General features: G+C 52.7%; 24 protein-coding genes. 13 read left to right on the plus strand and 11 right to left on the minus strand.

Translation table 11 applies throughout. The annotated features are described in order from the left end of the window. Positions 1-89 precede the first annotated feature (89 nt). The 5 genes from FDX24_RS08910 (at position 90) to ghrB (ending at position 5,246) form a co-directional block, all read left to right on the plus strand. Positions 90-1,106 (plus strand): LacI family DNA-binding transcriptional regulator, encoded by a 1,017-nt coding sequence (locus tag FDX24_RS08910; RefSeq protein WP_137364157.1) that lies wholly within the window; start codon positions 90-92, stop codon positions 1,104-1,106. Positions 1,107-1,206: 100 nt separating this feature from the next. Further along, on the plus strand, positions 1,207-1,956 hold the full coding sequence (locus tag FDX24_RS08915) for a sugar phosphate isomerase/epimerase (protein ID WP_137364158.1): 750 nt from the start codon (positions 1,207-1,209) through the stop codon (positions 1,954-1,956). Positions 1,957-1,959: 3 nt separating this feature from the next. Further along, the gene (locus FDX24_RS08920) at positions 1,960-2,898 is read left to right on the plus strand and encodes a sugar kinase (RefSeq protein WP_048213660.1); all 939 of its coding nucleotides are present in this window, start codon (positions 1,960-1,962) and stop codon (positions 2,896-2,898) included. A gap of 70 nt (positions 2,899-2,968) precedes the next feature. Next, on the plus strand, positions 2,969-4,249 hold the full coding sequence (locus FDX24_RS08925) for an MFS transporter (protein ID WP_040231622.1): 1,281 nt from the start codon (positions 2,969-2,971) through the stop codon (positions 4,247-4,249). 22 nt (positions 4,250-4,271) lie between these two features. Continuing rightward, positions 4,272-5,246 (plus strand): glyoxylate/hydroxypyruvate reductase GhrB, encoded by a 975-nt coding sequence (ghrB, locus tag FDX24_RS08930; protein WP_048213662.1) that lies wholly within the window; start codon positions 4,272-4,274, stop codon positions 5,244-5,246. A gap of 61 nt (positions 5,247-5,307) precedes the next feature. On the opposite strand, the gene FDX24_RS08935 is transcribed toward ghrB, so the two are convergent. After that, positions 5,308-6,018, minus strand: coding sequence for a DUF3053 domain-containing protein (locus tag FDX24_RS08935; RefSeq protein WP_048213663.1), 711 nt, complete (start codon positions 6,016-6,018; stop codon positions 5,308-5,310). A gap of 380 nt (positions 6,019-6,398) precedes the next feature. Here FDX24_RS08935 and FDX24_RS08940 point away from each other — a divergent pair, with 380 nt between their 5' ends. From FDX24_RS08940 to cueP, 3 genes are all read left to right on the plus strand, one after another. Next, positions 6,399-6,689, plus strand: coding sequence for an HTH-type transcriptional regulator (locus FDX24_RS08940; protein WP_048213664.1), 291 nt, complete (start codon positions 6,399-6,401; stop codon positions 6,687-6,689). A gap of 278 nt (positions 6,690-6,967) precedes the next feature. Further along, the gene (cspA, locus tag FDX24_RS08945; protein WP_000014594.1) at positions 6,968-7,180 is read left to right on the plus strand and encodes an RNA chaperone/antiterminator CspA; all 213 of its coding nucleotides are present in this window, start codon (positions 6,968-6,970) and stop codon (positions 7,178-7,180) included. A 187-nt stretch (positions 7,181-7,367) separates the two neighbouring features. Further along, entirely contained in the window at positions 7,368-7,907 is a 540-nt protein-coding gene (cueP, locus tag FDX24_RS08950; RefSeq protein ID WP_137364159.1) for a copper-binding periplasmic metallochaperone CueP, read from the plus strand. Positions 7,908-7,973: 66 nt separating this feature from the next. Here cueP and glyS read toward each other — a convergent pair whose 3' ends face one another. The 3 genes from glyS to FDX24_RS08965 form a co-directional block, all read right to left on the minus strand. Then, on the minus strand, positions 7,974-10,043 hold the full coding sequence (gene glyS, locus FDX24_RS08955; protein WP_048213666.1) for a glycine--tRNA ligase subunit beta: 2,070 nt from the start codon (positions 10,041-10,043) through the stop codon (positions 7,974-7,976). Positions 10,044-10,052: 9 nt separating this feature from the next. Then, on the minus strand, positions 10,053-10,964 hold the full coding sequence (glyQ, locus tag FDX24_RS08960) for a glycine--tRNA ligase subunit alpha (protein ID WP_001168551.1): 912 nt from the start codon (positions 10,962-10,964) through the stop codon (positions 10,053-10,055). Between the two features lie 95 nt (positions 10,965-11,059). Continuing rightward, positions 11,060-11,368 (minus strand): YsaB family lipoprotein, encoded by a 309-nt coding sequence (locus FDX24_RS08965; RefSeq protein ID WP_061066792.1) that lies wholly within the window; start codon positions 11,366-11,368, stop codon positions 11,060-11,062. 171 nt (positions 11,369-11,539) lie between these two features. On the opposite strand from FDX24_RS08965, the gene FDX24_RS08970 reads away from it, so the two are divergent. Continuing rightward, positions 11,540-12,535, plus strand: coding sequence for an acyltransferase (locus FDX24_RS08970; protein ID WP_061068777.1), 996 nt, complete (start codon positions 11,540-11,542; stop codon positions 12,533-12,535). Between the two features lie 41 nt (positions 12,536-12,576). Here FDX24_RS08970 and yiaA read toward each other — a convergent pair whose 3' ends face one another. The 4 genes from yiaA to xylA form a co-directional block, all read right to left on the minus strand. Further along, positions 12,577-13,014: an inner membrane protein YiaA gene (gene yiaA, locus FDX24_RS08975; protein ID WP_137364160.1), complete on the minus strand. Its 438-nt coding sequence runs from the start codon at positions 13,012-13,014 to the stop codon at positions 12,577-12,579. After that, positions 13,015-13,383, minus strand: coding sequence for an inner membrane protein YiaB (yiaB, locus tag FDX24_RS08980; protein WP_101742807.1), 369 nt, complete (start codon positions 13,381-13,383; stop codon positions 13,015-13,017). It lies immediately after the preceding gene. A gap of 167 nt (positions 13,384-13,550) precedes the next feature. Further along, positions 13,551-15,005 carry a xylulokinase gene (xylB, locus tag FDX24_RS08985; RefSeq protein ID WP_115642697.1) on the minus strand — a complete coding sequence of 485 codons (1,455 nt, stop codon included), beginning with the start codon at positions 15,003-15,005 and terminating at the stop codon, positions 13,551-13,553. A 72-nt stretch (positions 15,006-15,077) separates the two neighbouring features. After that, positions 15,078-16,400, minus strand: coding sequence for a xylose isomerase (xylA, locus tag FDX24_RS08990; RefSeq protein ID WP_048213670.1), 1,323 nt, complete (start codon positions 16,398-16,400; stop codon positions 15,078-15,080). Between the two features lie 359 nt (positions 16,401-16,759). Between xylA and xylR the strand changes: the two genes are divergently transcribed. Next, positions 16,760-17,938, plus strand: a complete 1,179-nt coding sequence (gene xylR, locus FDX24_RS08995; RefSeq protein ID WP_048213671.1) for a D-xylose utilization transcriptional activator XylR — start codon at positions 16,760-16,762, stop codon at positions 17,936-17,938. A gap of 90 nt (positions 17,939-18,028) precedes the next feature. Here xylR and FDX24_RS09000 read toward each other — a convergent pair whose 3' ends face one another. After that, positions 18,029-18,853: a protein bax gene (locus FDX24_RS09000; RefSeq protein WP_086523491.1), complete on the minus strand. Its 825-nt coding sequence runs from the start codon at positions 18,851-18,853 to the stop codon at positions 18,029-18,031. A 316-nt stretch (positions 18,854-19,169) separates the two neighbouring features. Here FDX24_RS09000 and malS point away from each other — a divergent pair, with 316 nt between their 5' ends. Next, positions 19,170-21,200 carry an alpha-amylase gene (malS, locus tag FDX24_RS09005; RefSeq protein ID WP_137364161.1) on the plus strand — a complete coding sequence of 677 codons (2,031 nt, stop codon included), beginning with the start codon at positions 19,170-19,172 and terminating at the stop codon, positions 21,198-21,200. A 176-nt stretch (positions 21,201-21,376) separates the two neighbouring features. Continuing rightward, entirely contained in the window at positions 21,377-22,627 is a 1,251-nt protein-coding gene (gene avtA, locus FDX24_RS09010; RefSeq protein ID WP_048213674.1) for a valine--pyruvate transaminase, read from the plus strand. Positions 22,628-22,662: 35 nt separating this feature from the next. Here avtA and FDX24_RS09015 read toward each other — a convergent pair whose 3' ends face one another. Then, complete coding sequence (locus tag FDX24_RS09015; protein WP_121585195.1) at positions 22,663-23,136, minus strand: 4Fe-4S dicluster domain-containing protein; 474 nt, start codon at positions 23,134-23,136, stop codon at positions 22,663-22,665. A 117-nt stretch (positions 23,137-23,253) separates the two neighbouring features. Continuing rightward, positions 23,254-24,069, minus strand: coding sequence for an IclR family transcriptional regulator YiaJ (yiaJ, locus tag FDX24_RS09020; protein ID WP_048213806.1), 816 nt, complete (start codon positions 24,067-24,069; stop codon positions 23,254-23,256). Between the two features lie 217 nt (positions 24,070-24,286). On the opposite strand from yiaJ, the gene yiaK reads away from it, so the two are divergent. Further along, entirely contained in the window at positions 24,287-25,285 is a 999-nt protein-coding gene (gene yiaK / locus FDX24_RS09025; RefSeq protein ID WP_137364162.1) for a 3-dehydro-L-gulonate 2-dehydrogenase, read from the plus strand. Positions 25,286-25,294: the final 9 nt, after the last annotated feature.

A 25,294-nucleotide genomic window follows, 5' to 3' on the forward strand; every position in this document is an offset into this window, starting at 1 on the left:
GCCCGGTAAGCGCAGCGCCACCGGGCAAATTACTTGCTTCGTCAGATTTTCCCGCTAAGGTATTCACACGAAATTCAGGGAAATCAGCGATGAGCAAATCAACACGGGCAACCATCAGCGATGTGGCAAAGGCCGCAAAAACCGGCAAGACCAGCATTTCACGCTACCTCAACGGTGAAAAGCATCTGCTATCCGACGCGCTGTTAGCCCGCATTGAAAAAGCCATTGCCGATCTCGACTACCGTCCCAGCCTGATGGCCAGAGGCCTGAAGCATGGGCGTACCCGCCTGATTGGCCTGATTATCGCTGACATAACTAATCCCTACTCCGTCAACGTGTTAAGCGGCATTGAAGCCGCCTGTCGCGATAAAGGCTTTACTCCACTGGTGTGCAACACCAACAACGAAGTGGATCAGGAACTGCATTATCTCGACCTGCTGCGCAGCTACCAGGTCGAAGGGATTGTGGTCAACGCCGTCGGGATGCGCGAAGAGGGGCTGAACCGCCTGCAACAGTCTGCGCTGCCGATGGTGCTGATTGACCGTAAAATTCCCGATTTCGCCTGTGATATGGTCGGGCTGGATAACACTCAGGCGGCAACAGTTGCCACGGAACATCTGGTCGAACAAGGTTTTGAAGCCATCTTGTTCCTCAGCGAACCGCTGGGCATGGTGAATACCCGCCGCGAGCGCCTGAGCGCTTTTCGCGCCACCCTCGCACAGTACCCCGGCGTTATCGCGCAAAATGCCGAAGTCCCGCTCACGGACAATACGCAACTCGATGACACCCTGCGCCAGTTCCACCAGCAGCACCGGGGAATGCGCAAAGCCGTTATCTCAGCTAATGGCGCTCTCACACTGCAGGTTGCCCGCGCCCTGAAACGCATTGGCCTTAACTGGGGCAGCGATATCGGCCTGCTCGGTTTTGACGAACTGGAATGGGCCGAACTGGCGGGCGTTGGTATTACCACGTTGAAACAACCTACCTGGCAGATTGGCTATACCGCCGTTGAGCAGGTTGTACGCAGGATCGATGGCGGCTCTGCTGCCATTCAGGAACAGGTCTTCTCCGGCGAATTGATCGTTCGCGGCTCTACCGCCCGCTAAATTTCCTTCGTGATGGTGATCATAAATTCAACATCATAGCCTTTTCTTTGGAACCGGTTCCATCTAGCGTTATAGCAAGAACGCTAGTTTTGGAGTTTCCATGAAAAGAAAAATTATGGTGGTCACTGCCGCTTACGGCTACGACCAGGTACGCGCCGCAGGTGGGCAAACCGCCCTGCTGCCTATCATTGCCGAAGCCGGTGCTGACGGGGTTGAAATCCGTCGCGAGATGCTGACCGACGCCGAGCTAAAAACACTGCCAACCATGGCCTCTGCTGTCGAAATCTTCGGCCTGCTGGCCTGTTACTCAGCGCCTGAGCCGTTGTTCCTTGAGGACGGTAGCCTCAATCCCCGACTTCCTGCGCTACTTGAAGAAGCACAGGCCCTGCAGGCGCTGTGGCTAAAAGTCTCCCTCGGCCATTTCTCCCATACCGAACAGTTCAACGTGTTACGTGAATGGCTGGACAACAGCGGGATGGAGCTGGTTGTCGAAAACGATCAAACGTCCTGCGGACGCCTGAAGCCGATGCAGCGCTTTAACGAAGCCTGCCAGACGCAAAATCTGCCGATATCTCTGACCTTCGATATGGGCAACTGGCTGTGGGTGGGCGACGTTCCGGAAGAGGCTGCACAGCAGTTGGGCTCAAGCGTTGGATACATCCATGTGAAAGCCGCCACATCACATCACGACAGTTACCGTGCCGTGCCGCCTGATCACGCGGAACCACGCTGGCTGGCGCTGTTGGACACGTTGCCCGCAGATGTTCCACGCGGCATTGAGTTTCCCCTGGAAGGGCAGGATTTGGCGGCGGTTACCCGTCACTACGTCGCTCTGTTACGCAAGGAGTAACACATGAAAAATTCACTGGATGTGGTCACTATTGGTGAAGCGATGGCGATGTTTGTCGCCACGCAAACCGGTGATTTGGCGGACGTGGAGCAGTTTATTAAACGCGTTGCAGGCGCTGAACTTAATGTCGCAACCGGACTTGCTCGCCTGGGTCTGAACGTAGGCTGGGTAAGCCGCGTGGGTAACGACAGTTTTGGCCGTTTTATTATTAAGTCGCTGGAGAAAGAAGGGATTAATGCGCAGGGAGTTACTCTGGACGGGCGCTACGCTACCGGCTTTCAGCTTAAATCTAAAGTCGAAAATGGAACCGATCCCATTGTGGAATATTTCCGCAAAGGTTCTGCTGCCAGCCATCTCAGCGTTGAGGATTATCACGATGGGTATTTCTCCAGCGCACGCCACCTGCACCTGAGCGGCGTTGCAGCTGCGCTGTCTGCCAGTTCATATGAACTACTGGCGCACACCGCCCGCACGCTAAAAACGCAAGGGAAGACCATCTCGTTCGATCCGAATTTACGCCCAGTGCTGTGGAAAAGCGAAGGCGAGATGGTGGAAAAACTCAACCGACTGGCATTCCAGGCTGACTGGGTTTTGCCTGGATTAAAAGAGGGCATGATTTTAACCGGTCAGCAGACACCAGAAGCCATTGCCGACTTTTATCTGCGTCATGGCGTGAAGGCCGTGATTATCAAAACCGGGGCTGATGGGGCCTGGTACAAAGCAGCGAGCGGCGAGCAAGGCTGCGTCGCACCGGTGAAAGTCGACAATGTGGTCGATACCGTCGGTGCGGGTGATGGCTTTGCCGTCGGCGTTATCAGCGCCCTGCTGGAAGGGCGCTCGCTGCATCAGGCGGTGACCCGGGGCAATAAAATTGGCGCTCTGGCCATTCAGGTCCAGGGCGACAGTGAAGGATTACCCACACGTGAACAATTAGGGGAATAAATTCCCGGCCAACTCTGTCTCTGTACCCTACATTCAGAGGCGGCGTATCAGCATAACCAGAGGGCAGTCTATGAATAGCTCAACCAATGCAGCAAAACGCTGGTGGTACATCATGCCAATCGTGTTTATCACGTACAGCCTGGCGTACCTTGATCGCGCGAACTTCAGCTTCGCTTCCGCAGCCGGCATCAACGAGGATCTCGGTATTACCAAAGGGATCTCTTCCCTGCTGGGGGCTCTGTTTTTTCTTGGCTATTTCTTCTTCCAGATCCCAGGCGCAATTTACGCCGAACGCCGCAGCGTACGTAAACTGATTTTTATCTGCCTGATTCTGTGGGGCGCCTGCGCGTCACTGACCGGGATGGTCAGCAACATTCCAATGCTTGCCGCCATCCGATTTATTCTTGGCGTCGTTGAAGCCGCGGTCATGCCCGCAATGCTGATTTATATCAGTAACTGGTTTACGAAGTCCGAGCGTTCGCGTGCTAATACCTTCCTGATCCTCGGTAACCCCGTCACCGTCCTGTGGATGTCCGTCGTGTCCGGATACCTGATTCAGGCGCTGGGCTGGCGTGAAATGTTCATCATTGAAGGTTTTCCGGCCATCATCTGGGCGTTCTGCTGGTGGGTACTGGTAAAAGATAAACCGTCGCAGGTAGGCTGGTTGTCAGAATCCGAAAAAGCCGCGCTGCAGGCCCAGTTAGAAAAAGAACAGCAGGGTATCAAAGCCGTGCGTAACTACGGCGAAGCGTTCCGTTCACGTAACGTTATTCTGCTGTGCATGCAGTACTTTGCCTGGAGTATTGGCGTCTACGGTTTTGTTCTGTGGTTGCCGTCAATTATCCGCAGCGGCGGTGCCAACCTGGGTATGGTAGAGGTCGGCTGGCTTTCGTCCGTTCCGTATCTGGCCGCAACGGCGGCGATGATCCTGGTTTCATGGGCTTCCGATAAACTGCAAAACCGTAAGCTGTTTGTCTGGCCACTGCTGCTGATTGCCGCTTTCGCCTTTATTGGCTCCTGGGCCGTTGGCGCAGACCATTTCTGGATTTCTTACACACTGCTGGTTATCGCCGGTGCGGCCATGTACGCCCCTTATGGCCCCTTCTTCGCCATCATTCCTGAGATGTTGCCGCGCAACGTCGCTGGGGGAGCAATGGCATTAATCAACAGCATGGGCGCATTAGGCTCATTCTTTGGTTCCTGGTTTGTCGGCTACCTCAATGGCACCACCGGCAGCCCGTCCGCCTCATACATTTTTATGGGGGTAGCGCTTTTTGTCTCAGTATGGCTAACTCTGATCGTTAAGCCTGCTAATAATCAACAGCTACCTATTGGCGCACGCCACGCTTAAATTTTAACTTACGGAGATTCGCATGAAGCCGTCCATTATTCTCTATAAAGCGTTACCTGACGATTTACTGCATCGCCTGGAAGAGCATTTTACTGTCACTCAGGTGCCTAACCTGCGTTCAGAAACCGTAGCACAGCACGCCGAAGCCTTTGCCAGCGCGGAAGGCCTGCTGGGCTCCAGTGAAGCCGTCAATACCGCCCTGCTGGAGAAAATGCCGAAACTGCGCGCGACCTCCACCATTTCTGTAGGCTATGACAACTTCGATGTCGATGCCCTTAACGCACGTAAGGTGCTGCTGATGCACACGCCAACGGTGCTGACAGAAACCGTGGCAGACACGGTAATGGCGCTGGTGTTAAGCACCGCTCGCCGCGTGGTGGAAGTCGCCGAGCGCGTGAAGGCAGGCGAATGGACAAAAAGCATCGGAGCCGACTGGTTTGGTACCGATGTTCACCACAAGACGCTGGGCATTGTCGGCATGGGACGCATTGGGCTGGCGCTGGCGCAACGCGCGCATTTCGGCTTTAGCATGCCGATTCTCTACAACGCGCGTCGTCACCATCAGGAAGCGGAAGAACGTTTCAACGCGCGCTACTGCGACCTGGATACGCTGCTGCAGGAAGCGGATTTTGTTTGCCTGATTCTGCCGTTAACGGACGAAACCCACCATCTGTTCAGTACCGAACAGTTTGCCAAAATGAAGTCTTCTGCCATTTTCATTAACGCTGGGCGTGGCCCGGTGGTGGATGAAAACGCACTGATCGCCGCACTGCAAAGCGGGGAGATTCATGCCGCAGGCCTGGATGTGTTTGAACAAGAGCCGTTGCCGTCAGACTCACCGCTGCTGTCGTTGCCGAATGTGGTGGCGGTACCGCATATTGGTTCAGCCACGCATGAAACGCGCTATAACATGGCGGCTTGTGCTGTGGATAACTTAATTGACGCACTGCAGGGGAAAGTTGAGAAGAACTGCGTGAATCCGCAAGTGGCCAAATAACACAAAAGGCCGGGTAGCATTGATGCTCACCCGGCCTTTAATGTGTCTTACCGTACGACGATTACTGCGCGGCATTCACCGCAGCAGTCCATGCCTGATTAAATGCCTGATGCTGCGCCGCCAGCGGGCCAATCAGCGTATTGTACTGACTGGCCTGTTGTGAGGTTGGGAACTGGATGCCGTTGGCGACAAAGCTCACCTGCGTATCCTGCTGCGCGATAAAATCGCCTACCTGCACCAACTGCTGCGTGAAAACTTGCGCGGCTGGGATCAGCGGCTGTAACGCCTCTGCCGGTGCGGTCACGACTTTGCTGTAAACCTGATCAAAGACAGGTTTCAGGTCATCACCCTGCTTCAGCGCGCCATGGGCAGCATCTGCCTGTAGCTTCGCATTCTGCAACTGTTGTCCTAACACACCCAGCGCGCCATTTGCCTGACGCAGCGGTTCACGCTGAGTCATATAATCCTGAGGAACACGGATTGCATTTACGCTATCAACAACCGGGCGCAGACCGGAGTCCATTGCCTGATTAACCTGCTGTGAATAGCCATAAAGAATCGCGTAATCGGACACAAACGGGCCAAACTGTTTTTTCTGATCGGCAGTCAGCGTCGGTAAACGCTCTCCGCTACGCATTGCAGTATTCTGCAGAAAATCGATAAACGCTTTGCGTTGATCGCCTTCTTTATCAAAACACCCACTCAGGCCAACTACCATTAAGAGCGCCAAAACAGGCGCAAACCAGCGAGAGCAGGACTTACCTGTCGCCATTTTAATACTCCTTTCACCCAAAAATGCGCACAACGACACCCGCGTGCCTGACGTTGACAAGGATAGTCCAGGTCAGCCCCGCAAGATACCCTTTCCGCGTAATCTTGTGGGGGAAAATAACGGTTTCCGCCGCCCTGTGTTTTGCTCAACAATGCTCCCTTCACATAGCGGCACTCTATTTTAGTCATCTTTACAATTGGAATGGTTCGATCGGAGATCCCGACCTTTATCAGTTCGTTAGCCAACTAAAGGTTGTCACCCGCGATTCGCTGAAACGAATCCACAACGCATACCTTAAATTCGCCTTCATTTTTTCCGACTACGCTTAATGAGCTTCGATGAAATTCACGATCCCGCTGTGTGATTTATAGGAGTTCTCAATGGAATACAAAGATCCTATGTTTGAACTGCTAAGCAGTCTGGAGCAGATTGTTTTTAAAGATGTATCGCAGACGGTTACCCAGACGCAAAAAACCAACCCTTTCGCTGAATTTGAACAACTACGACGAGGGACAGGTTTAAAAACAGATGATTTCGCCCGGGTGATGGGCGTAACGGTCGCTATGGTTCATGAATGGGAGTCTAAACGAGTGAAGCCATCCAGTACCGAATTGAAGTTGATGCGCCTGATTCAGGCAGACCCACGATTAAGTAAGCAGTTGATGGATTAAGTTATTTTCAAGTTTGACATAAGAGCGGTCCTGCAGAAGGGCCGTTCCTCCACTGCCAATATCCGCAAAAAAGAAAATAGTAGTTGCATCCACCTGCGTAAAATGAGTTAATGCCCTCAACGGTTTGACGTACAGACCATTACAGCAGTTAGTAAGGCAAGTCCCTTCAAGAGTTATCGTTGATACCCTCGTAGTGAGCATTTCCTTTACTGTTAAAAAATCTGTAAAGCACGCCATATCGCCGAAAGGCACACTTATTTTTTAAAAGGTAATACACTATGTCCGGTAAAATGACTGGTATCGTAAAATGGTTCAACGCTGACAAAGGCTTCGGCTTCATCACTCCTGACGATGGCTCTAAAGACGTGTTCGTACACTTCTCTGCTATCCAGAACGATGGCTACAAATCTCTGGACGAAGGTCAGAAAGTTTCCTTCACCATCGAAAGCGGCGCTAAAGGCCCGGCAGCTGGCAACGTAACCAGCCTGTAAGCTTAAAAAGCTCAAAATTCTGAATCCCTGCCCAACGGCGGGGATTTTTTTTATCTGTACTTCGAAAAACGCCTCGCCCACACGCGTCTTTGCATTACTTTACCCGCCGCCCCTTTGACCTTTCCCTAAGGGCAAGCTTTATAGTGAGCCAGTCTGTATTCCACAACGTTCACAAGGAATTGAAGCTATGTCGAAATCCTCATTGCTGCTGGTTTTAGGTTTACTCACCACCGGTAGCGCGTTCGCCGCAACCCCTGAAGCCACCTTTTTGGCGGAACACGGGCTCAGCGGGAAATCCGTCGAGCAAATCGTCGAAGCTATTGACCAGTCTCCCCAGAGCCGCCCACTGCCCTACTCGGCATCCATCACCAGTACTGAACTGAAGCTCTCTTCAGGCGATCAGATCTATACCCTGCCGCTCGGTGACAAGTTCTATCTGTCATTTGCCCCTTATGAATGGCAAACACATCCTTGCTTCAACCACAGCCTTTCCGGTTGCCAGGGCGAAATGCCGGAGAAGACATTCAATGTCAAAGTGACGGATAACAAGGGTGATGTAGTGCTACAAAAAGAGATGAAGAGCGGTCGAAATGGCTTCGTCGGGGTTTGGCTACCGCGCAATATGGCAGGCTCCATCGCAGTAAGCTACAACGGCAAAACAGCGGAGTATCCCATTAAGACCATGGAAGACAGCCAGACCTGTCTGACTAAATTACAGCTGCGCTAACAACATAAAAAAATGCCGGATGGCGCAATGCTTATCCGGCATTTTCTAAGTCAACTCAGGACCGTGTTACTGCAGCAGCGAAATATCCGCCACGCGCAGGAACAGTTCACGCAGTTTTTCGAGCATAGACAGACGGTTAATACGCAGATCTTTATCTTCCACGTTAACCATCACTTTCTCGAAGAACGCATCGACCGGTTCACGTAGCGCAGATAGCTCAACCAGCGCTTCCTGGTAATGACCGGCAGCGAAGACAGGCTCCAGCTTATCGCGCAGCACCACAACCTGCATCGCCAGCGCAATTTCTTCCGGCTCTTTCAGCGTTGCCGCATTCACACGGTCGTTCAGCGTTTCTTCAGACTTCGCCAGAATATTTGATACGCGCTTGTTCGCGGCAGCCAGTGCAGAAGCAGCTTCCAGCGTACGGAAGTGTGAAACCGCCTTCATACGTGCGTCGAAATCAGCCGGACGAGTCGGACGACGCGCCAGCACGGCCTGAATGGTATCGACGGTGTAACCTTCGTCCTGATACCAGGCGCGGAAGCGACCAAGCATAAAGTCGATAACGTCATCAACCACTTTCGCGTTGGTCAGCTTATCGCCATACAGACGAACAGCCTCTTCCGTCAGCGTTTGCAGATCCAGATTCAGGTTCTTCTCAACGATGATACGCAGCACGCCCAGCGCAGCACGACGCAGCGCAAACGGGTCTTTGTCGCCTTTCGGATGCTGACCAATACCGAAGATACCCGCCAGGGTGTCCATCTTGTCAGCAATCGCCACGGCACAAGCCACCGGGTTAGACGGCAGGTCATCACCGGCAAAGCGCGGCTGATACTGCTCGTTCAGCGCCACAGCAACATCTTCCGCTTCGCCATCGTGACGCGCGTAGTGCATACCCATCACGCCCTGGGTGTCGGTGAACTCGAAGACCATGTTGGTCATCAGATCGCACTTGGACAGCAGGCCAGCACGCGTTGCGTGGTTAACGTCAGCGCCAATTTGACCAGCAATCCAGCCCGCCAGCGCCTGGATACGGTCAGTCTTGTCGCGCAGCGTACCCAGCTGCTGTTGGAACAGCACGGTTTGCAGACGCGGCAGATGATCTTCCAGTCGTTTTTTACGGTCGGTATTGAAGAAGAATTCGGCATCCGCCAGACGCGGACGAACCACCTTCTCGTTACCGGAGATAATCTGGGTCGGATCTTTCGATTCGATGTTGGCCACGAAGATAAAGTTCGGCAGCAATTTGCCGTCGTTCGCATAAACCGGGAAGTACTTCTGGTCACCTTTCATGGTGTGTACCAGCGCTTCAGACGGAACCGCGAGGAATTTCTCTTCGAACTTCGCGGTCAGCACGACCGGCCATTCTACCAGCGAGGTGACCTCTTCCAGCAGGCTTTCGCTCAGGTCAGCGTTACCGCCGATCTTACGCGCCGCTTCTTCAGCATCGGCTTTGATTTTCGCTTTACGCTCGGCGTAATCGGCAATCACCTTGCCGCGCTCACGCAGGATTTCCGGGTACTGATCGGCAGTATCAATAGTAAATTCAGGCTCGCCCATAAAACGATGACCGCGGATCACGCGATCGGACTGAATTCCCAGAATCGTTGCCGGAATGACTTTGTCGCCCAGCAGCAGGGTCACGGTGTGAACAGGACGCACGAAGTGAACGTCAGACGCGCCCCAGCGCATCAGTTTCGGGATCGGCAGCTTCGCCAGCGAAGTGGCGATCATGTTCGGCAGCAGCGTTTCAGCGCTTTCGCCTTTCACATGCGCGCGATACAGCAGCCACTCGCCTTTGTCGGTGGTCAGACGCTCAGCCTGATCAACCGTGATACCGCAACCGCGCGCCCAACCTTCTGCCGCTTTACTCGGTTTACCTTCAGCATCAAACGCCTGGGCAATGGCCGGCCCGCGTTTCTCAACTTCACGATCGGGTTGAGATTCTGCCAGGGCAGCGACTTTCAGCGCCAGACGACGTGGAGCGGCAAACCACTCAACATTGCCGTGCGCGAGGCCAGCGTTGTCCAGCTCCGCGGTAACGTTCGCAGCAAAGGACTCAGCCAGGCTGCGCAGTGCTTTTGGTGGCAGCTCTTCAGTGCCGATTTCCACCAGAAAAGTTTTCTCAGACATGGCCGCCTCTTATTTGTCTTTGTTGCACATCGGGAAGCCAAGGGCTTCACGGGAAGCGTAGTAAGCTTCTGCCACTGCTTTGGTCAGGGTGCGAATGCGCAGGATGTAGCGCTGACGCTCGGTGACGGAGATGGCTTTACGCGCATCCAGCAGGTTGAAGCTATGGGCGGCTTTCAGAATACGTTCATACGCAGGCAGCGGCAGCGGGTTTTCCAGCGCCAGCAGCTGCTGCGCTTCTTTCTCGTACTGCTCGAAGCAGGTGAACAGGAAGTCCACATCGGCGTATTCGAAGTTGTAGGTGGATTGCTCCACTTCGTTCTGATGGAACACGTCGCCGTAGGTTGTTTTGCCCAGCGGACCGTCGCTCCAGACCAGGTCGTAAACGCTGTCTACGCCCTGAATGTACATGGCCAGACGTTCCAGACCGTAGGTGATTTCCCCGGTAACTGGCTTACATTCCAGACCACCAACCTGCTGGAAGTAGGTGAACTGCGTGACTTCCATGCCGTTCAGCCACACTTCCCAACCCAGACCCCAGGCGCCCAGTGTTGGGTTTTCCCAGTTATCTTCCACGAAACGGATATCGTGAATGGTCGGGTCCATACCCAGCTCTTTCAGAGAACCCAGGTACAATTCCTGAATATTGTCCGGTGACGGCTTAATCACCACCTGGAACTGATAGTAGTGCTGTAAGCGGTTCGGGTTTTCGCCATAGCGCCCGTCGGTCGGACGACGAGAAGGCTGCACATAAGCAGTCGCCATCGGTTCCGGCCCCAGTGCACGCAGGCAGGTCATTGGGTGAGATGTCCCCGCGCCGACTTCCATGTCCAATGGTTGAACGATGGTGCAGCCCTGGCGAGCCCAGTAATCCTGTAAGGTCAGGATCAAGCCCTGGAAGGTCCTGGTATCAAACTTTTGCATATTATTTCGTGCTGGATACGTGTGGATTTAAAGGAAGCGATCAGTATACCCGCTGGCTGCAAGATATACAGTACGAAACGGGAAAAAGGGGGAACTTAGCGCATGGAAAGGTGCAAAAACTGCCCGTCTGCGTCAAATGAGCAGACAAAACTCTCTTTGCGGAAGGTAGAACCGCGCATCTCATAGCTACCCTGAAATTGCTCAAGGCCGGTGATAGCAATTTTCTGGGCACCCGTATTATAAAGCTCCGATGCTTCACTTTTGCACAATGACTCCATATCCAGCGAACGCGTGGCGGTAATTTTGCCCTTTTGCGCTTTCTGCACGGGTGTTGACGATTGTGGATCGGCGCATCCCACCAGCAGCAGCGTGAGGATTGCGGGAAAGAAATACTTCATCATCATTTTATTACCGCCTGGTTTGCTGGTCAGTCTTATTATTAGTGTCTGGGAACGGATCCTATTGTGAGAATCTCCCCAGGCCATCACAAGCTTTAGCGTAATAACTCGGATTAATCCAGTGAGCGATGTTCGCAAATATTGGTCAGACTTTTTTTAATGAAAACAGAGGAACTGATGCAGCCCAAAATTTACTGGATTGATAATCTGCGCGGGATCGCCTGTTTAATGGTTGTGATGATTCACACCACGACCTGGTACATCACCAATGCGCAAAGCGTCAGCCCGGTAAATTGGGATCTGGCCAACGTGCTCAATTCCGCCTCTCGCGTCAGCGTCCCGCTGTTTTTTATGATCTCGGGTTATCTCTTTTTCGGCGAACGCAGCGCCAAACCGCGCCATTTCACGCGCATCGCGCTCTGCATTCTGTTTTACAGTAGCGTGGCGCTGGCCTACATCCTGCTGTTTACCTCGATCAACGCTGAGCTGTCGCTGAAGAACCTGCTGCAAAAGCCGGTGTTCTACCACCTATGGTTTTTCTTCGCTATTGCCGTTATCTACCTGGTATCCCCGCTTATTCAGGTGAAAAATGTCAGCGGAAAAATGCTGCTGGCATTGATGGTGGTGATAGGCGTGATTGCCAATCCCAATACCGTCTCGCAAAAAATTGGCGGCTTTGAGTGGCTTCCCATCAACCTGTACATCAGCGGCGATACGTTCTACTACATTCTATACGGCATGCTGGGCCGGGCAATTGGTATGATGGAGACACAAAAGCGCTCACTCACCTGGCTCTGCGCAGCGTTGTGTATTGTCGCCGTGTTTGTTATTTCCCGCGGGACACTGCATGAGCTCCAGTGGCGAGGCAATTTTGCCGATACCTGGTATCTCTACTGCGGACCAGCGGTATTTATCTGTGCCGCCTCACTTCTGACGCTGGTCAAAAATACGCTCAGCACGCGCACTTTGCCGGTACTGGGCCTTATTTCCCGCCACTCATTGGGCATCTATGGCTTTCATGCGCTGATCATTCACGCGCTGCGCACCAACGGCATAGAACTCAAGAACTGGCCGCCGCTGGATATATTGTGGATTTTTAGCGCCACGCTGGCAGGAAGTTTACTGTTGTCCATATTGTTGCAGCGCATCGATACGCGCAGGCTGGTAAGTTAAAATGAAAAACCCCCGCTCGTTACCGAACGGGGGGCTACCGATTATTCCGTAAACTCTTCTGCAATCGCCACAGTTTCTTTTGAACGTTCAAAACCACCATCGCGAATGTTTTTCTGCACGGCAACTGCGCCAAACAGACTCAAAAAGAAAGCCAGACCGTAAAACCCTTTCTCACTGAGTAACAGGGTGGCGTTCCACAAACCAACAACCAGTAATGCTACCGCGATAACAAACGCGGCCAGGCAGGTTACATAGTAAATCGGCGTCGTAGGGATACCTTCATATTTATCCCGTACCGTCTTTTGATACGACGCAGCAGAAAACAAACCAAGCACCAACACAGCAAAGTAATACCCCTTTTCATTCAACTGCATACCCGCATTCCACAGCCCCAGAAGATACGTCACAATGCCGCCGAAAAGCGCTATCCATGACACAATGCTAAATGCGGGAGAATACGTTGAAGTTCTGTTATCCATTCAGAGTTCCTGTCCTTTAGGTGTATTTTCTGATGAGCGCAACAATAAAATTTGCCCCCATAAACAAATAAAGAATGCCGCTGGGTACAGCGCCTTTTCAATGGGCGCTAATGGAGCGTTCCACACACCCACCAGTAGCAATCCTATCGTGATGAGTGCCACCATCTGACACACAGAGGCGAAGCGTTCGTCGCTCTGATTGAGATTTTCACCACGCTGATAAACATATGTCACAAACATTCCCGCCATCAGCACGCCGAAAAAATAGCCTTTGCCACTCAATAACGGGCATGCCTGCCAAAAGCCAATAACGTAAATCAGCGCGCCAGAAAGGAATAATATCCAGGGCAACAGCCTTGTCGTCTTCATTGGGATCTCCTTATCCATCATGGATACAATATGAATAACCCGCTAAAGACAACACAGAAAAATGCCACTACGCCGGACTTTCAGAATAAATTCATGCACGCCAATTATTTATTAGATTGAAATATATATTTGATAAATCCCCTCTGTTTACCAGAGGGGATTTAGGGTCAGGACATCAGTGGTTGTAATTGCTGATAGATTCGGCGGAAGGTTTCTCGACGCTGTTGGTAAAGAGCATGACGCCCGGCGTCAGGATAATGCGCCTGCTCCAGCGTAAGCTGAGGCAACAGGTCAGATAATGGCCGTTGCGGATTGATGGCAATTTGCGCCAGGCGCGCCGCACCGAGTGCAGGGCCAACATCACCGCCGGTACGGTAATCCAGCTGCAATCCGCTGATGTCAGACAGCATTTGACGCCAGTATTCACTGCGCGCCCCACCGCCAATCAGTGTAATGCTGGCGGGCTGCACGCCACAGGCATGTACCACATCCATACCATCGGCTAAGGCAAATCCCACACCTTCCAGTACCGCTCGCGCCAGTTCTGCCGGACCATGCTGATGCGTCAGACCAAAAAAGACACCCTTCGCTTGCGGGTTGTTGTGCGGCGTACGTTCACCTGAGAGATAGGGTAAAAACCAGACCGGTTCAGCCTGCTCATTTGCCTGCTGTGCGGCATCAATCAGCGCAGGTACACTTGCCATCCCGGTTAGTTTTGCCGCCCAGTCCAAGCAGGATGCCGCACTTAGCATCACGGACATCAGGTGCCACCGTTCAGGTAGAGCATGGCAAAAGCTATGGACTGCGCTTTCCGGTTTGCTGAGAAAACCGTCGCTGACCGCAAAATAGACCCCGGAAGTCCCCAGCGAGAGCATAGCCTGACCGGCATTCATCATGCCGACGCCAACCGCCCCCGCCGCGTTATCACCGCCACCCGCCACTACGGGAATCTCTGACATGCCCCAGGATTGCGCGACACCAGGCAACAGCGTTCCAGTAATCGCACTGCCCTCGTACAAGGTCGGCATATGTGCGCGAGTCAGTTGACACGCAGACAACATGACGTCACTCCAGTCACGTTTCGCGACATCCAGCCACATCGTACCTGCGGCATCCGACATATCGCTGGCAAACTCTCCGGTCATACGCAGACGCAGGTAATCTTTCGGCAGCAGAACTTTATCAACCCGGCTGAAAATGTCCGGTTCGTGGCGCTGCACCCACAGCAATTTAGGGGCGGTAAAGCCAGGCATCATCAGGTTGCCGGTGATGGCACGCGATTGCGGAACCCGCTCCTCAAGCATGACGCACTCTTCAGCACAGCGACCATCGTTCCACAGGATTGCCGGACGCAGAACCTTCTGTTGCTCATCCAGTAGCGTCGCACCGTGCATCTGTCCGGCAATCCCCAACGCTTTCACCTCGCGAAGCGAATGCTGCTGGCCCAACGTTTTCACAGCCCGATCCGTCGCCAGCCACCACTGTTCAGGATCCTGCTCCGACCATAACGGATGCGGGCGCGAGACGGTCAGTTTCTCCGTGTGCGAGGCCACCACATCGCCCTGCTCGTTGAGCAGAATGGCCTTTACGCCTGATGTACCAAGATCTATCCCGATATACATAGGGTATCGTTCCTTAAAGAAAGGCCCGGTAGCAAATCGCTATCCGGGCTTACGGACGTACTCAGCAGTCCGTTATTTGTCGAACAAATAATGGTTTACCAGATTTTCCAGCAATTCCTGATGACCGCTCTGGTGCACCGGTGCCAGGTTATGTTGTTCAGCGTACTGCGCAATTTCCGTCAGCGTCATCTGACCTTTCAGAATTTGCTGGCCCAGCTCACCATTCCAACCGGCATAACGTTTTGCCACGCGCTGATCCAGGCCACCGTCTTCAATCATACGGGCCGCAATTTTCAGCGACAGCGCCATGGTATCCATCGCACCAATATGACCATAGAACAGATCGTATTTATCAGTACTCTGACGACGGACTTTGGCATCAAAGTTCAGGCCTCCAGTGGTAAAACCGCCCGCTTTCAGGATTTCGTACATGACCAGCGCATTCTCTTCTACGCTGTTCGGGAACTGGTCAGTGTCCCAGCCCAGTTGCGCGTCGCCACGGTTCGCATCGACGGAACCAAATAGCCCCAGAGCAATCGCCGTAGCGATTTCGTGGTGGAACGAATGGCCTGCCAGCGTGGCATGGTTTGCTTCAATATTCAGTTTGATCTCTTTTTCCAGACCGAACTGCTTCAGGAATCCGTAAACAGTCGCGGCATCGTAGTCATACTGATGTTTAGTGGGTTCCTGCGGCTTCGGTTCGATCAGTAAGGTGCCCTGAAAACCTGTTTTGTGTTTATGCTCGACCACCAGTTGCATAAAGCGGCCAATCTGCTCACGTTCCTGACGCAGGTCGGTATTAAGCAGCGTTTCATAACCTTCACGGCCGCCCCACAGGACGTAGTTTTCGCCACCTAACTTATGTGTGGCATCCATGGCAGTCACGACCTGCGTAGCCGCCCAGCTGAAGACTTCCGGATCCGGGTTAGTCGCCGCACCTGCGCCATAACGTGGGTTAGTAAAGCAGTTTGCCGTACCCCACAGCAGTTTCACGCCGCTCTGTTCCTGTTTTGCCGCCAGCACATCCACCATCTGGGCAAAGTTATTTTTATACTCTTTCAGTGACGCGCCTTCAGGCGAGACGTCAACATCATGGAAGCAGTAGTAAGGCACATTCAGCTTATGGAAAAACTCAAATGCCACATCCGCTTTACGTTTTGCCAGCGCCAATGCTTCACCCGGCTGTTGCCACGGACGGTCGAATGCCCCCATACCGAACATATCCGCGCCGTTCCAGCAGAAAGTGTGCCAGTAGCAGGCGGCAAAGCGCAGATGCTCTTCCATGCGCTTGCCCAGCACGATTTCATCAGGGTTGTAATGGCGAAATGCGAGTGGATTAGTGGATTTTGTACCTTCAAAACGAACGCGATCGAGTTGGTCAAAATAAGCCTGCATAATAAGCTCCATAATCAGGTAATACGGCAAGTAAACTGCGATACAGTCATACTGGAATTTCCTGATTTATTGCTCAATTACGTTATTTCACACCGCCATTAAGAGAATACCCAAATGTGCGCTGGCTCCCAAAAATGCACACTGAATAAGCAATTAAAAAAGCGATCGCGATCGGCTCTTCATCAATAAACAAAAAACCGTAATACACAGATAAGAAATGACAATTGTCTTCCTGGTCGGGGTGTGTGAATTTTGCGTAGCGTTACGCAAATAAGAAATTTGTCACGCTTCATCAAGTAGTCGCACCTGCGGTTTTGGTAGTATTGACAGGCCACGTTAACCTTTCAGGACAGGCTCTTATGTTTGATAAACGACACCGCATCACCCTATTATTTAATGCTAATAAAGCCTATGACCGTCAGGTGGTAGAGGGCGTAGGTGAATATTTACAGGCATCGCAATCCGAGTGGGATATATTCATTGAGGAAGATTTCCGTGCCCGTATTGATAATATCAAAGACTGGTTAGGCGACGGTGTTATTGCTGATTATGACGATGATGACATTGCGCAATTACTTGCCGATGTCGATGTTCCGATCATCGGCGTTGGGGGTTCCTACCATCTTGAAAGCGATTATCCCCCCGTCCATTACATTGCGACCGATAACCATGCACTGGTGGAAAGCGCTTTTTTGCATCTGAAAGAAAAAGGGGTCAACCGATTCGCATTTTATGGTCTGCCCTCTTCCAGCGGCAAGCGCTGGGCTGCCGAGCGTGAATATGCCTTTTGCCAGTTGGTCGCCAAAGAGAAGTACCGTGGTGTTGTCTATCAGGGGCTGGAAACCGCACCAGAAAACTGGCAACACGCCCAAAATCGACTGGCGGACTGGCTGCAAACTTTACCCCCGCAAACCGGTATTATCGCCGTGACCGACGCGCGTGCGCGGCATGTTCTGCAGGCCTGCGAGCATTTGCATATCCCGGTGCCGGAAAAACTGTGTGTTATTGGGATCGATAACGAAGAACTCACCCGTTACCTGTCCCGCGTCGCACTGTCATCCGTTGCTCAGGGCGCGCGACAAATGGGCTATCAGGCAGCAAAACTTCTGCACCGCTTACTGGCGAATGAAGAACTGCCGCTGCAACGTATTCTGGTGCCTCCGGTACGCGTCGTGAATCGTCGTTCAACCGACTATCGCTCACTGACCGATCCCGCTGTCATTCAGGCAATGCACTTTATCCGCAACCATGCCTGTAAAGGCATCAAAGTCGAGCAAGTGCTGGATGCAGTAGGGATTTCACGTTCGAATCTCGAGAAGCGCTTTAAAGACGAGGTCGGGGAAACCATCCACGCCGTGATTCATGCCGAAAAACTGGAAAAAGCGCGTAGCCTGTTGATCTCCACGACGCTCGCGATAAACGAAATTTCACAAATGTGCGGCTACCCGTCGTTGCAGTATTTCTATTCCGTTTTCAAGAAAGAATACGACACGACGCCAAAAGAGTACCGTGACATGAACAGTGAGGTGTTGCTGTAGGGGAATTGTGTCGGATGACGGTTTCGCCTTATCCGGCCTGCAGAGCGGCTCACAGGCCTGATAAGCGTCGTGCCATCAGGCCTGTGGAAATTACATATGCGCGGCGATTAAACGCTGGTTATCCTGGTACATCGCGAACAGATAGTTATTGTAACTCTGTCCTTTGGTGGAGTACCCCTTCAGCTTATGGATCATCGCGGTCGCTGTCACTTCCTGATCGGCTTTACGCAACTGCGCGCGCGATTTACGGAAGGAAGAGTATGCCGGATGCGTGTTCAGGTTAATGACATAGGCATTCACCGACTCTTTTACCGATTCAAACTGTGAGTAGCCTTTCACCTTACCGGGTGCATTGTTGCAGCGGCCTTTGACACATTTCATGCCAAACAGGTTGTTATTGCTACGCGCCAGTTTCGATGTGCCCCAACCGCTTTCAGCCGCAGCCATAGTCGCCACCATACTGGTAGGAATGATGTCTACGCGTTCAAGCAGCGTATTCCATGGAATTTTACGCGTGTTGCCAGACCAGCTCACCTTGTAGCGTTTCGCGATGTCTTTCATACGCGAACGCTCAGTCGGTGACCAGCGATTCTGGTACTGCTTTGAGATCAGCCAGTTACGGTCCGCCGTAATGGCAGCATTTTGACTGGTAATATAAGGCATAACCGTCCGGAGAAACGCTTTTTTCCTTGGTGTTCCGGAAGGGTATTTTCGCAAATCAGGAAGTGAACTACTCTTTGCACTATTGCGAGAATACTCTTGTTTACTGCTTACCTGTGTATTACTTGCCTTGATTACCTGGGGCTTATGACTCGTTGTCGCCGTGTGTGTCTTTGCCAGCACCTCACCCGAAAATGCAATGGTGAGTAACATAAGAATCATTGCCCCATATCGTCGAATGGGAGTCAATATCATTAGGTCTCCTGGTCGGATTTAAACATTCCAACACCTTATATTTTTCACAAAAATGAGAGATGAATCTCAAATCATATCAAAAATAGCCGTCAAGAGCACCCAAAGGAATAGTCCAATTCTGAAACTATGTCACGTACAAACCGTTCCGGGTGCGGTTAATTCGAAGAAAATGTGGAGGTTATCGCAAAATTAGGTCGTTTTTTGCGCGTGATCGCTCACCCTCATCTCTCATCCGGGCGGAATCGACGCTAAGGATGAGTTTCCGCTCTGATTTCACTGGCAAACTGGCGTAAATCGCAGCATCAAGGACAGCATTATGAAACTTGCCGCCGTTGCGCTGGCGCTGATACCCGGCATTGCCATCGCCTCATCATGGACTTCTCCAGAACTTCCCACCTTCGAAGCGGAAGGTACGGGTAAATTCGTCAGCCATGCAGCGTTGACGAAGGGTACTCGCCCTTTAATCCTGAATTTTGACCAACAGTGCTGGCAGCCTGCTGATGCGATAAAACTCAACCAGATGCTGTCGCTAAAACCGTGTGAAGGCGCGCCGCCGCAGTGGCGTTTATTCAAAGACGGCGATTACACGCTGGAAGTCGATACCCGCTCCGGCACGCCGACCCTGATGCTCTCAGTCAAAAACGCCGCAGAGCCCGCCACCGTCCAGATTCGCCAGTGCCCGAAATGGGATGGTTCGCCGTTAACACTGGACGTGAGCCAGACTTTCCCGGAAGGCGCCGTGGTGCGCGATTTCTACAGTCAGCAAACGGCAACGGTGAAAAACGGGTCGATTACCTTACAGCCCGCCGCAACCAGTAACGGGCTATTGCTGCTGGAACGGGCAGAAACCGATGCCCCCGCCGCCTTCGACTGGCATAACGCCACGGTATATTTCGTCCTGACGGACCGCTTTGTGAATGGTGATCCGAGCAACGACCACAGCTACGGACGTCGCAACGATGGCATGCAGGAAATTGGCACTTTCCACGGAGGCGATTTGCGCGGGCTCACCAGTAAACTCGACTACCTGCAACAGTTGGGCGTCAACGCCTTGTGGATCAGCGCACCGTTTGAGCAAATCCACGGCTGGGTTGGGGGTGGCGCCAAAGGCGATTTTCCCCACTACGCTTACCACGGCTACTACACCCAGGACTGGACAACGATTGATGCCAACATGGGTAACGAAGTGGATCTGCGTGCGCTGGTAGATGGCGCACACCAGCGCGGTATCCGTGTCCTGTTTGATGTGGTAATGAACCATACCGGCTACGCCACGTTGGCGGATATGCAGGAGTATCAGTTTGGGGCGCTGTACTTATCGGGCGATGAGCTGAAAAAAACGCTCGGTGAACGCTGGACGGACTGGAAACCCGCTGCCGGGCAGAGCTGGCACAGTTTTAATGATTACATCAATTTCAGTGATAAAGTCGGCTGGGAAAAATGGTGGGGGAAAAACTGGATCCGCACCGATATTGGCGATTACGACAATCCTGGCTTTGATGACCTGACCATGTCGCTGGCGTTCCTGCCCGATCTGAAAACCGAATCCACCACACCTTCCGGACTGCCAAACTTTTATCAGCACAAGCCGGATACGCACGCCAAAGCCATTGCTGGTTACACGCCCCGGGATTATCTGACGCACTGGCTCAGTCAGTGGGTACGTGATTACGGGATTGACGGTTTTCGGGTCGATACCGCCAAACACGTCGAGCTTCCCGCCTGGCAGCAGCTAAAAACACAGGCCAGCGCGGCGTTAGTCGAATGGAAGAAAGCCAACCCGGATAAAGCGCTGGATGATAAACCCTTCTGGATGACCGGCGAAGCCTGGGGTCACGGCGTCATGCAAAGCGATTATTACCATCACGGCTTCGACGCGATGATCAATTTCGACTATCAGGAGCAGGCGGCAAAGGCCGTCGATTGTCTGGCAAATATGGATCTCACCTGGCAGCAGATGGCGGATAAACTGCAGGACTTCAACGTCCTGAGCTATCTCTCCTCGCACGATACGCGTTTGTTCCGCGAAGGTGGAGATAAAGCCGCCGAGCTATTGCTGCTGGCGCCGGGCGCGGTACAACTCTTTTATGGCGACGAGTCGGCACGACCTTTCGGCCCAACCGGCTCAGACCCGTTACAGGGTACACGCTCGCAGATGAACTGGCAGGACGTTAGCGGAAAATCTGCCGCCAGCGTCGCTCACTGGCAGCGCATCAGTCAGTTCCGAGCCAGACATCCCGCCATTGGCGCCGGTAAACAGACCACGCTGACATTGAAGCAGGGATACGGATTTATCCGCGAACATGGCGACGATAAAGCCATGGTGGTGTGGGCCGGTCAACCCTGATCCCAACAGGCTTCTCATGCTCAACGGCACGGGAAGCCAGATTCAATATAAAAAACTATCCAGAAAAAAATCTGCAGCACAAAACATCAATTCTGCTCCGTGGGCCTGATTTGCACCCCGCCATAGGTAGCGCTATGGTTAGCCACTTTAATACTGAGTTCGACAGATCACCTGCTATGACATTCTCACTTTTTGGCAACAAATTTACCCGCCATTCAGGCATCACACGCCTGATGGAGGACCTCAACGACGGCTTACGCACCCCAGGCGCTATCATGCTCGGTGGCGGTAATCCGGCGCAAATACCAGAGATGCAAAATTACTTTCAGTCTCTGCTGGCAGAAATGCTGGAAAACGGCAAAGCCACTGATGCGCTTTGTAATTATGACGGTCCACAAGGTAAAACCGAGCTACTGTCTGAGCTGGCGAAATTACTACGTGAGAAGCTGGGCTGGGATATCGAACCACAAAATATTGCACTGACAAATGGCAGTCAGAGCGCGTTTTTCTACTTATTCAACCTCTTCGCCGGACGTCGCGCCGATGGAACCACCCGAAAAGTGTTGTTCCCGTTGGCCCCGGAATATATTGGCTATGCCGATTCCGGCCTGGAAGAAGATCTCTTTGTCTCAGCACGCCCAAACATCGAACTGTTACCGGAAGGTCAGTTTAAGTATCACGTTGATTTTGAACACCTGCACATCGGTGAAGAGACGGGCATGATCTGCGTGTCACGTCCGACCAACCCAACCGGCAATGTGATCACCGATGAAGAGCTGATGAAGCTGGACCGGTTGGCCAACCAGCATGGGATCCCGTTGGTGATTGATAATGCCTATGGCGTACCGTTCCCCGGCATCATCTTTAGCGAAGCACGCCCGTTGTGGAACCCTAACATTGTACTGTGCATGAGCCTTTCCAAGCTGGGACTGCCGGGCTCCCGCTGCGGCATCATTATTGCGAATGAAAAAATCATCACCGCCATCACCAATATGAACGGCATTATCAGCCTTGCACCTGGCGGAATGGGTCCGGCAATCATGTGCGAAATGATTAAGCGCAACGACCTGCTGCGTCTGTCTGAGACGGTTATCAAACCGTTTTATTATCAGCGTGTTCAGCAGACTATTGCGATCATTCGCCGCTATTTATCTGAAGATCGCTGCCTGATCCATAAACCAGAGGGCGCGATTTTCCTATGGCTGTGGTTCAAAGATTTGCCCATCACGACTGAACTACTGTATCAGCGCCTGAAAGCACGCGGCGTGCTGATGGTTCCCGGTGATTACTTCTTCCCAGGGCTGGATAAACCCTGGCCGCATACGCATCAGTGCATGCGGATGAATTACGTACCGGAACCGGAAAAAATCGAGGCTGGCGTGAAGATTCTGGCTGAAGAGATCGAACGCGCCTGGCTGGAAGGCTGATGATAAACCCGACCCAGACACGGGTCGGGCTATTTTCACAGCGGCTGGGAGCGTAGACGTTGTTTCTGGACGCTGACCGCATCTATACACTGCAACGCGCTGGTCGGGCAGGCTTCGACACACGCGGGTCCCGCCTCACGGTGCCAGCACAGATCGCATTTTATCGCCTGCACCCGAGACGAGCGGGAGACGACATTCATCGCCCCAAACGGGCAGGCCAGCATACAGCTTTTACAGCCAATGCAACGCGCCTGTTCAACGAAGATATGCCCATGTTCACGACGAATGGCGTGCGTTGGGCAAACATTCGCGCAGGGAGCATCTTCGCATTGATGACAAGCGACCGCCGTCGTAAAGGCGTCATCTTTGATCACGCGGATCCGCGGAGTAAACGCAGCAGAAGAAACAGACGCGCAGTCCTGGTTTTGCTGATGCGCGACGACACAGGCCACTTCGCAGGTACGACACCCAATACATTTTTCCGCATCCGCCATAATAAACGCGTTCATTGCCCCCTCCCTCTGCGCGAAAACCACAGAGTGCCAGAGAGATTCCCCCCGTCGCTTTGATCGGACAGGGGAAACGGTTAAATAGTGTCAGGTGCCTGAACGACGTCAGGCATGCGCCTAATCGCGAACGGTAAAACCCAGCTCATTTGAAATCGCCTGCGCGGTTTCGCGCAGCGGCTTGAGTAAATTCTTTTCTCCGACCTGCTTGAGGCGCGAGGTAGAAAGTGAAATCGATACCGAGTACGGCACCCGCCCATGAATATCAAACACCGGCACGGCGATGCAGGAAACACCCAGCTCGTTCTCTTCCCGATCCATTGCCATGCTGCTTTCGCGGATCTGCGCCAACTCATCGTACATGGCCGGTAAACCAGTAATCGTATTGCGGGTCAGCGGCTGAATCAGATCCTGATGGCTCTGCCAGTAAGATTCCACATAGTCCGGATGACCAAACGCCATATAAATTTTGCCCATCGCCGAGCAATACAGCGGCATATGCTGACCGATATAAGCGCGGGTACGCAGCATGCCCGTCGTCGGCTCCAGCTTATAAATCAAAATCGCATGGTCGTCTTCACGACTGGAGAAGTTGATGGTTTCACCGGTGGCGATATTCAGCGCTTCAAGGTGCGGCGCAGCAACATGGATGATGTTCAGTGACGACAACGCCTTCTGACCCACGGCAATAAATTTGGTGGTCAGGCGATAACTCCCTGCCGCGGGCGCGGGGGTGACATATCCGCAGGATTGCAGCCCTTGCAGCAGTCGATGCACGGTACTTTTGTTCAGCCCTGCCAGTTCAGACAAATGCGCCAACGGGCAACCATTCGGATAGTTGCTCAAAATCTCAATCAACATCAAACCACGGAACAGGCTCTGACTTCCGGCTGGCCGCTCTTTGTCTTGCGTCATCTCACTCTCTTTTGTGCCCATCGTTTCCGCTCCCCTTTTCGTCGCGCTCTGATGGTAGCGCAAAGTGTGTTTCAGTTCACGATCTGAACCGAAAAAACACAACCATTTGATTTTCATGATTTTAAAAAACAGGGTGCCCCGTTGATCTGTCAAAATTTGATCGCTATATTTGAAATCAGATTTCGCATAGTGAAATTTAGAGATAAAAAAGCGATCAAATTTAAACAAGGAAACAGGAATGAAAGTCACTTTTGAGCAGTTGAAAGATGCGTTCAATCGGGTACTGCTGGCACGTGGTATTGCCGTTGAAACCGCCGATGCCTGTGCCGAAATGTTTGCGCGCACCACCGAGTCCGGCGTTTATTCGCACGGCGTGAATCGTTTTCCTCGTTTTATTCAGCAATTGGATAACGGCGACATCATTCCTGAGGCCAAACCGCAACGCATTACCAGCCTGGGAGCGATTGAACAATGGGATGCCCAGCGTTCGATCGGAAATCTGACGGCGAAAAAGATGATGGACAGAGCCATTGAGCTGGCCTCCGATCACGGTATTGGCCTGGTCGCACTGCGTAACGCCAACCACTGGATGCGCGGCGGCAGCTATGGCTGGCAGGCGGCGGAGAAAGGCTACATCGGTATCTGCTGGACTAACTCGATTGCCGTCATGCCGCCGTGGGGTTCGAAAGAGTGCCGCATTGGTACTAACCCGTTGATCGTCGCGATCCCCTCATCGCCAATCACCATGGTTGATATGTCGATGTCGATGTTCTCCTACGGCATGCTGGAAGTGAATCGCCTGGCCGGTCGCGAACTGCCGGTGGACGGCGGGTTCGACGATGAAGGTAACCTCACCAGAGAACCTGGCGTTATCGAGAAAAATCGCCGTATTTTGCCAATGGGATACTGGAAAGGTTCAGGTCTGTCGATTGTGCTGGATATGATCGCCACCCTGCTTTCAGACGGTTCTTCCGTGGCCGAGGTCACCCAGGACAACAGCGATGAATATGGCGTTTCGCAGATTTTTATCGCTATTGAAGTAGATAAGCTGATCGACGGCGCCACCCGCGACGCCAAACTGCAGCGGATTATGGATTTCATCACCACCGCTGAACGCGCCGATGAAAACACGCCTGTCCGCCTGCCGGGGCACGAGTTTACCAGGCTGCTGGAAGAAAACCGCCGCAACGGTATCACCGTTGACGACAGCGTCTGGGCCAAAATTCAGGCGTTGTAAGGAGTCAGA

It is taken from the genome of Citrobacter sp. wls716 (genome assembly GCF_005280975.1).
GTDB lineage: Bacteria > Pseudomonadota > Gammaproteobacteria > Enterobacterales > Enterobacteriaceae > Citrobacter > Citrobacter youngae.

Bases quoted from the DNA above. Each gene is read 5' to 3' on its own strand.
- xylA (WP_048213670.1), bottom strand. From the start codon at position 16,400: ATGCAGGCTTATTTTGACCAACTCGATCGCGTTCGTTTTGAAGGTACA.
- cueP (WP_137364159.1), top strand. From the start codon at position 7,368: ATGTCGAAATCCTCATTGCTGCTGGTTTTAGGTTTACTCACCACCGGT.
- FDX24_RS08910 (WP_137364157.1), top strand. From the start codon at position 90: ATGAGCAAATCAACACGGGCAACCATCAGCGATGTGGCAAAGGCCGCA.
- FDX24_RS08915 (WP_137364158.1), top strand. From the start codon at position 1,207: ATGAAAAGAAAAATTATGGTGGTCACTGCCGCTTACGGCTACGACCAG.
- FDX24_RS08935 (WP_048213663.1), bottom strand. From the start codon at position 6,018: ATGGCGACAGGTAAGTCCTGCTCTCGCTGGTTTGCGCCTGTTTTGGCG.
- FDX24_RS09000 (WP_086523491.1), bottom strand. From the start codon at position 18,853: ATGATATTGACTCCCATTCGACGATATGGGGCAATGATTCTTATGTTA.
- yiaA (WP_137364160.1), bottom strand. From the start codon at position 13,014: ATGGATAACAGAACTTCAACGTATTCTCCCGCATTTAGCATTGTGTCA.
- yiaJ (WP_048213806.1), bottom strand. From the start codon at position 24,069: ATGGGCACAAAAGAGAGTGAGATGACGCAAGACAAAGAGCGGCCAGCC.
- glyS (WP_048213666.1), bottom strand. From the start codon at position 10,043: ATGTCTGAGAAAACTTTTCTGGTGGAAATCGGCACTGAAGAGCTGCCA.
- FDX24_RS08970 (WP_061068777.1), top strand. From the start codon at position 11,540: ATGCAGCCCAAAATTTACTGGATTGATAATCTGCGCGGGATCGCCTGT.
- cspA (WP_000014594.1), top strand. From the start codon at position 6,968: ATGTCCGGTAAAATGACTGGTATCGTAAAATGGTTCAACGCTGACAAA.
- FDX24_RS08920 (WP_048213660.1), top strand. From the start codon at position 1,960: ATGAAAAATTCACTGGATGTGGTCACTATTGGTGAAGCGATGGCGATG.
- glyQ (WP_001168551.1), bottom strand. From the start codon at position 10,964: ATGCAAAAGTTTGATACCAGGACCTTCCAGGGCTTGATCCTGACCTTA.
- avtA (WP_048213674.1), top strand. From the start codon at position 21,377: ATGACATTCTCACTTTTTGGCAACAAATTTACCCGCCATTCAGGCATC.
- yiaB (WP_101742807.1), bottom strand. From the start codon at position 13,383: ATGAAGACGACAAGGCTGTTGCCCTGGATATTATTCCTTTCTGGCGCG.
- ghrB (WP_048213662.1), top strand. From the start codon at position 4,272: ATGAAGCCGTCCATTATTCTCTATAAAGCGTTACCTGACGATTTACTG.
- malS (WP_137364161.1), top strand. From the start codon at position 19,170: ATGAAACTTGCCGCCGTTGCGCTGGCGCTGATACCCGGCATTGCCATC.
- FDX24_RS08925 (WP_040231622.1), top strand. From the start codon at position 2,969: ATGAATAGCTCAACCAATGCAGCAAAACGCTGGTGGTACATCATGCCA.
- xylB (WP_115642697.1), bottom strand. From the start codon at position 15,005: ATGTATATCGGGATAGATCTTGGTACATCAGGCGTAAAGGCCATTCTG.
- FDX24_RS08940 (WP_048213664.1), top strand. From the start codon at position 6,399: ATGGAATACAAAGATCCTATGTTTGAACTGCTAAGCAGTCTGGAGCAG.
- FDX24_RS08965 (WP_061066792.1), bottom strand. From the start codon at position 11,368: ATGATGATGAAGTATTTCTTTCCCGCAATCCTCACGCTGCTGCTGGTG.
- xylR (WP_048213671.1), top strand. From the start codon at position 16,760: ATGTTTGATAAACGACACCGCATCACCCTATTATTTAATGCTAATAAA.
- yiaK (WP_137364162.1), top strand. From the start codon at position 24,287: ATGAAAGTCACTTTTGAGCAGTTGAAAGATGCGTTCAATCGGGTACTG.
- FDX24_RS09015 (WP_121585195.1), bottom strand. From the start codon at position 23,136: ATGAACGCGTTTATTATGGCGGATGCGGAAAAATGTATTGGGTGTCGT.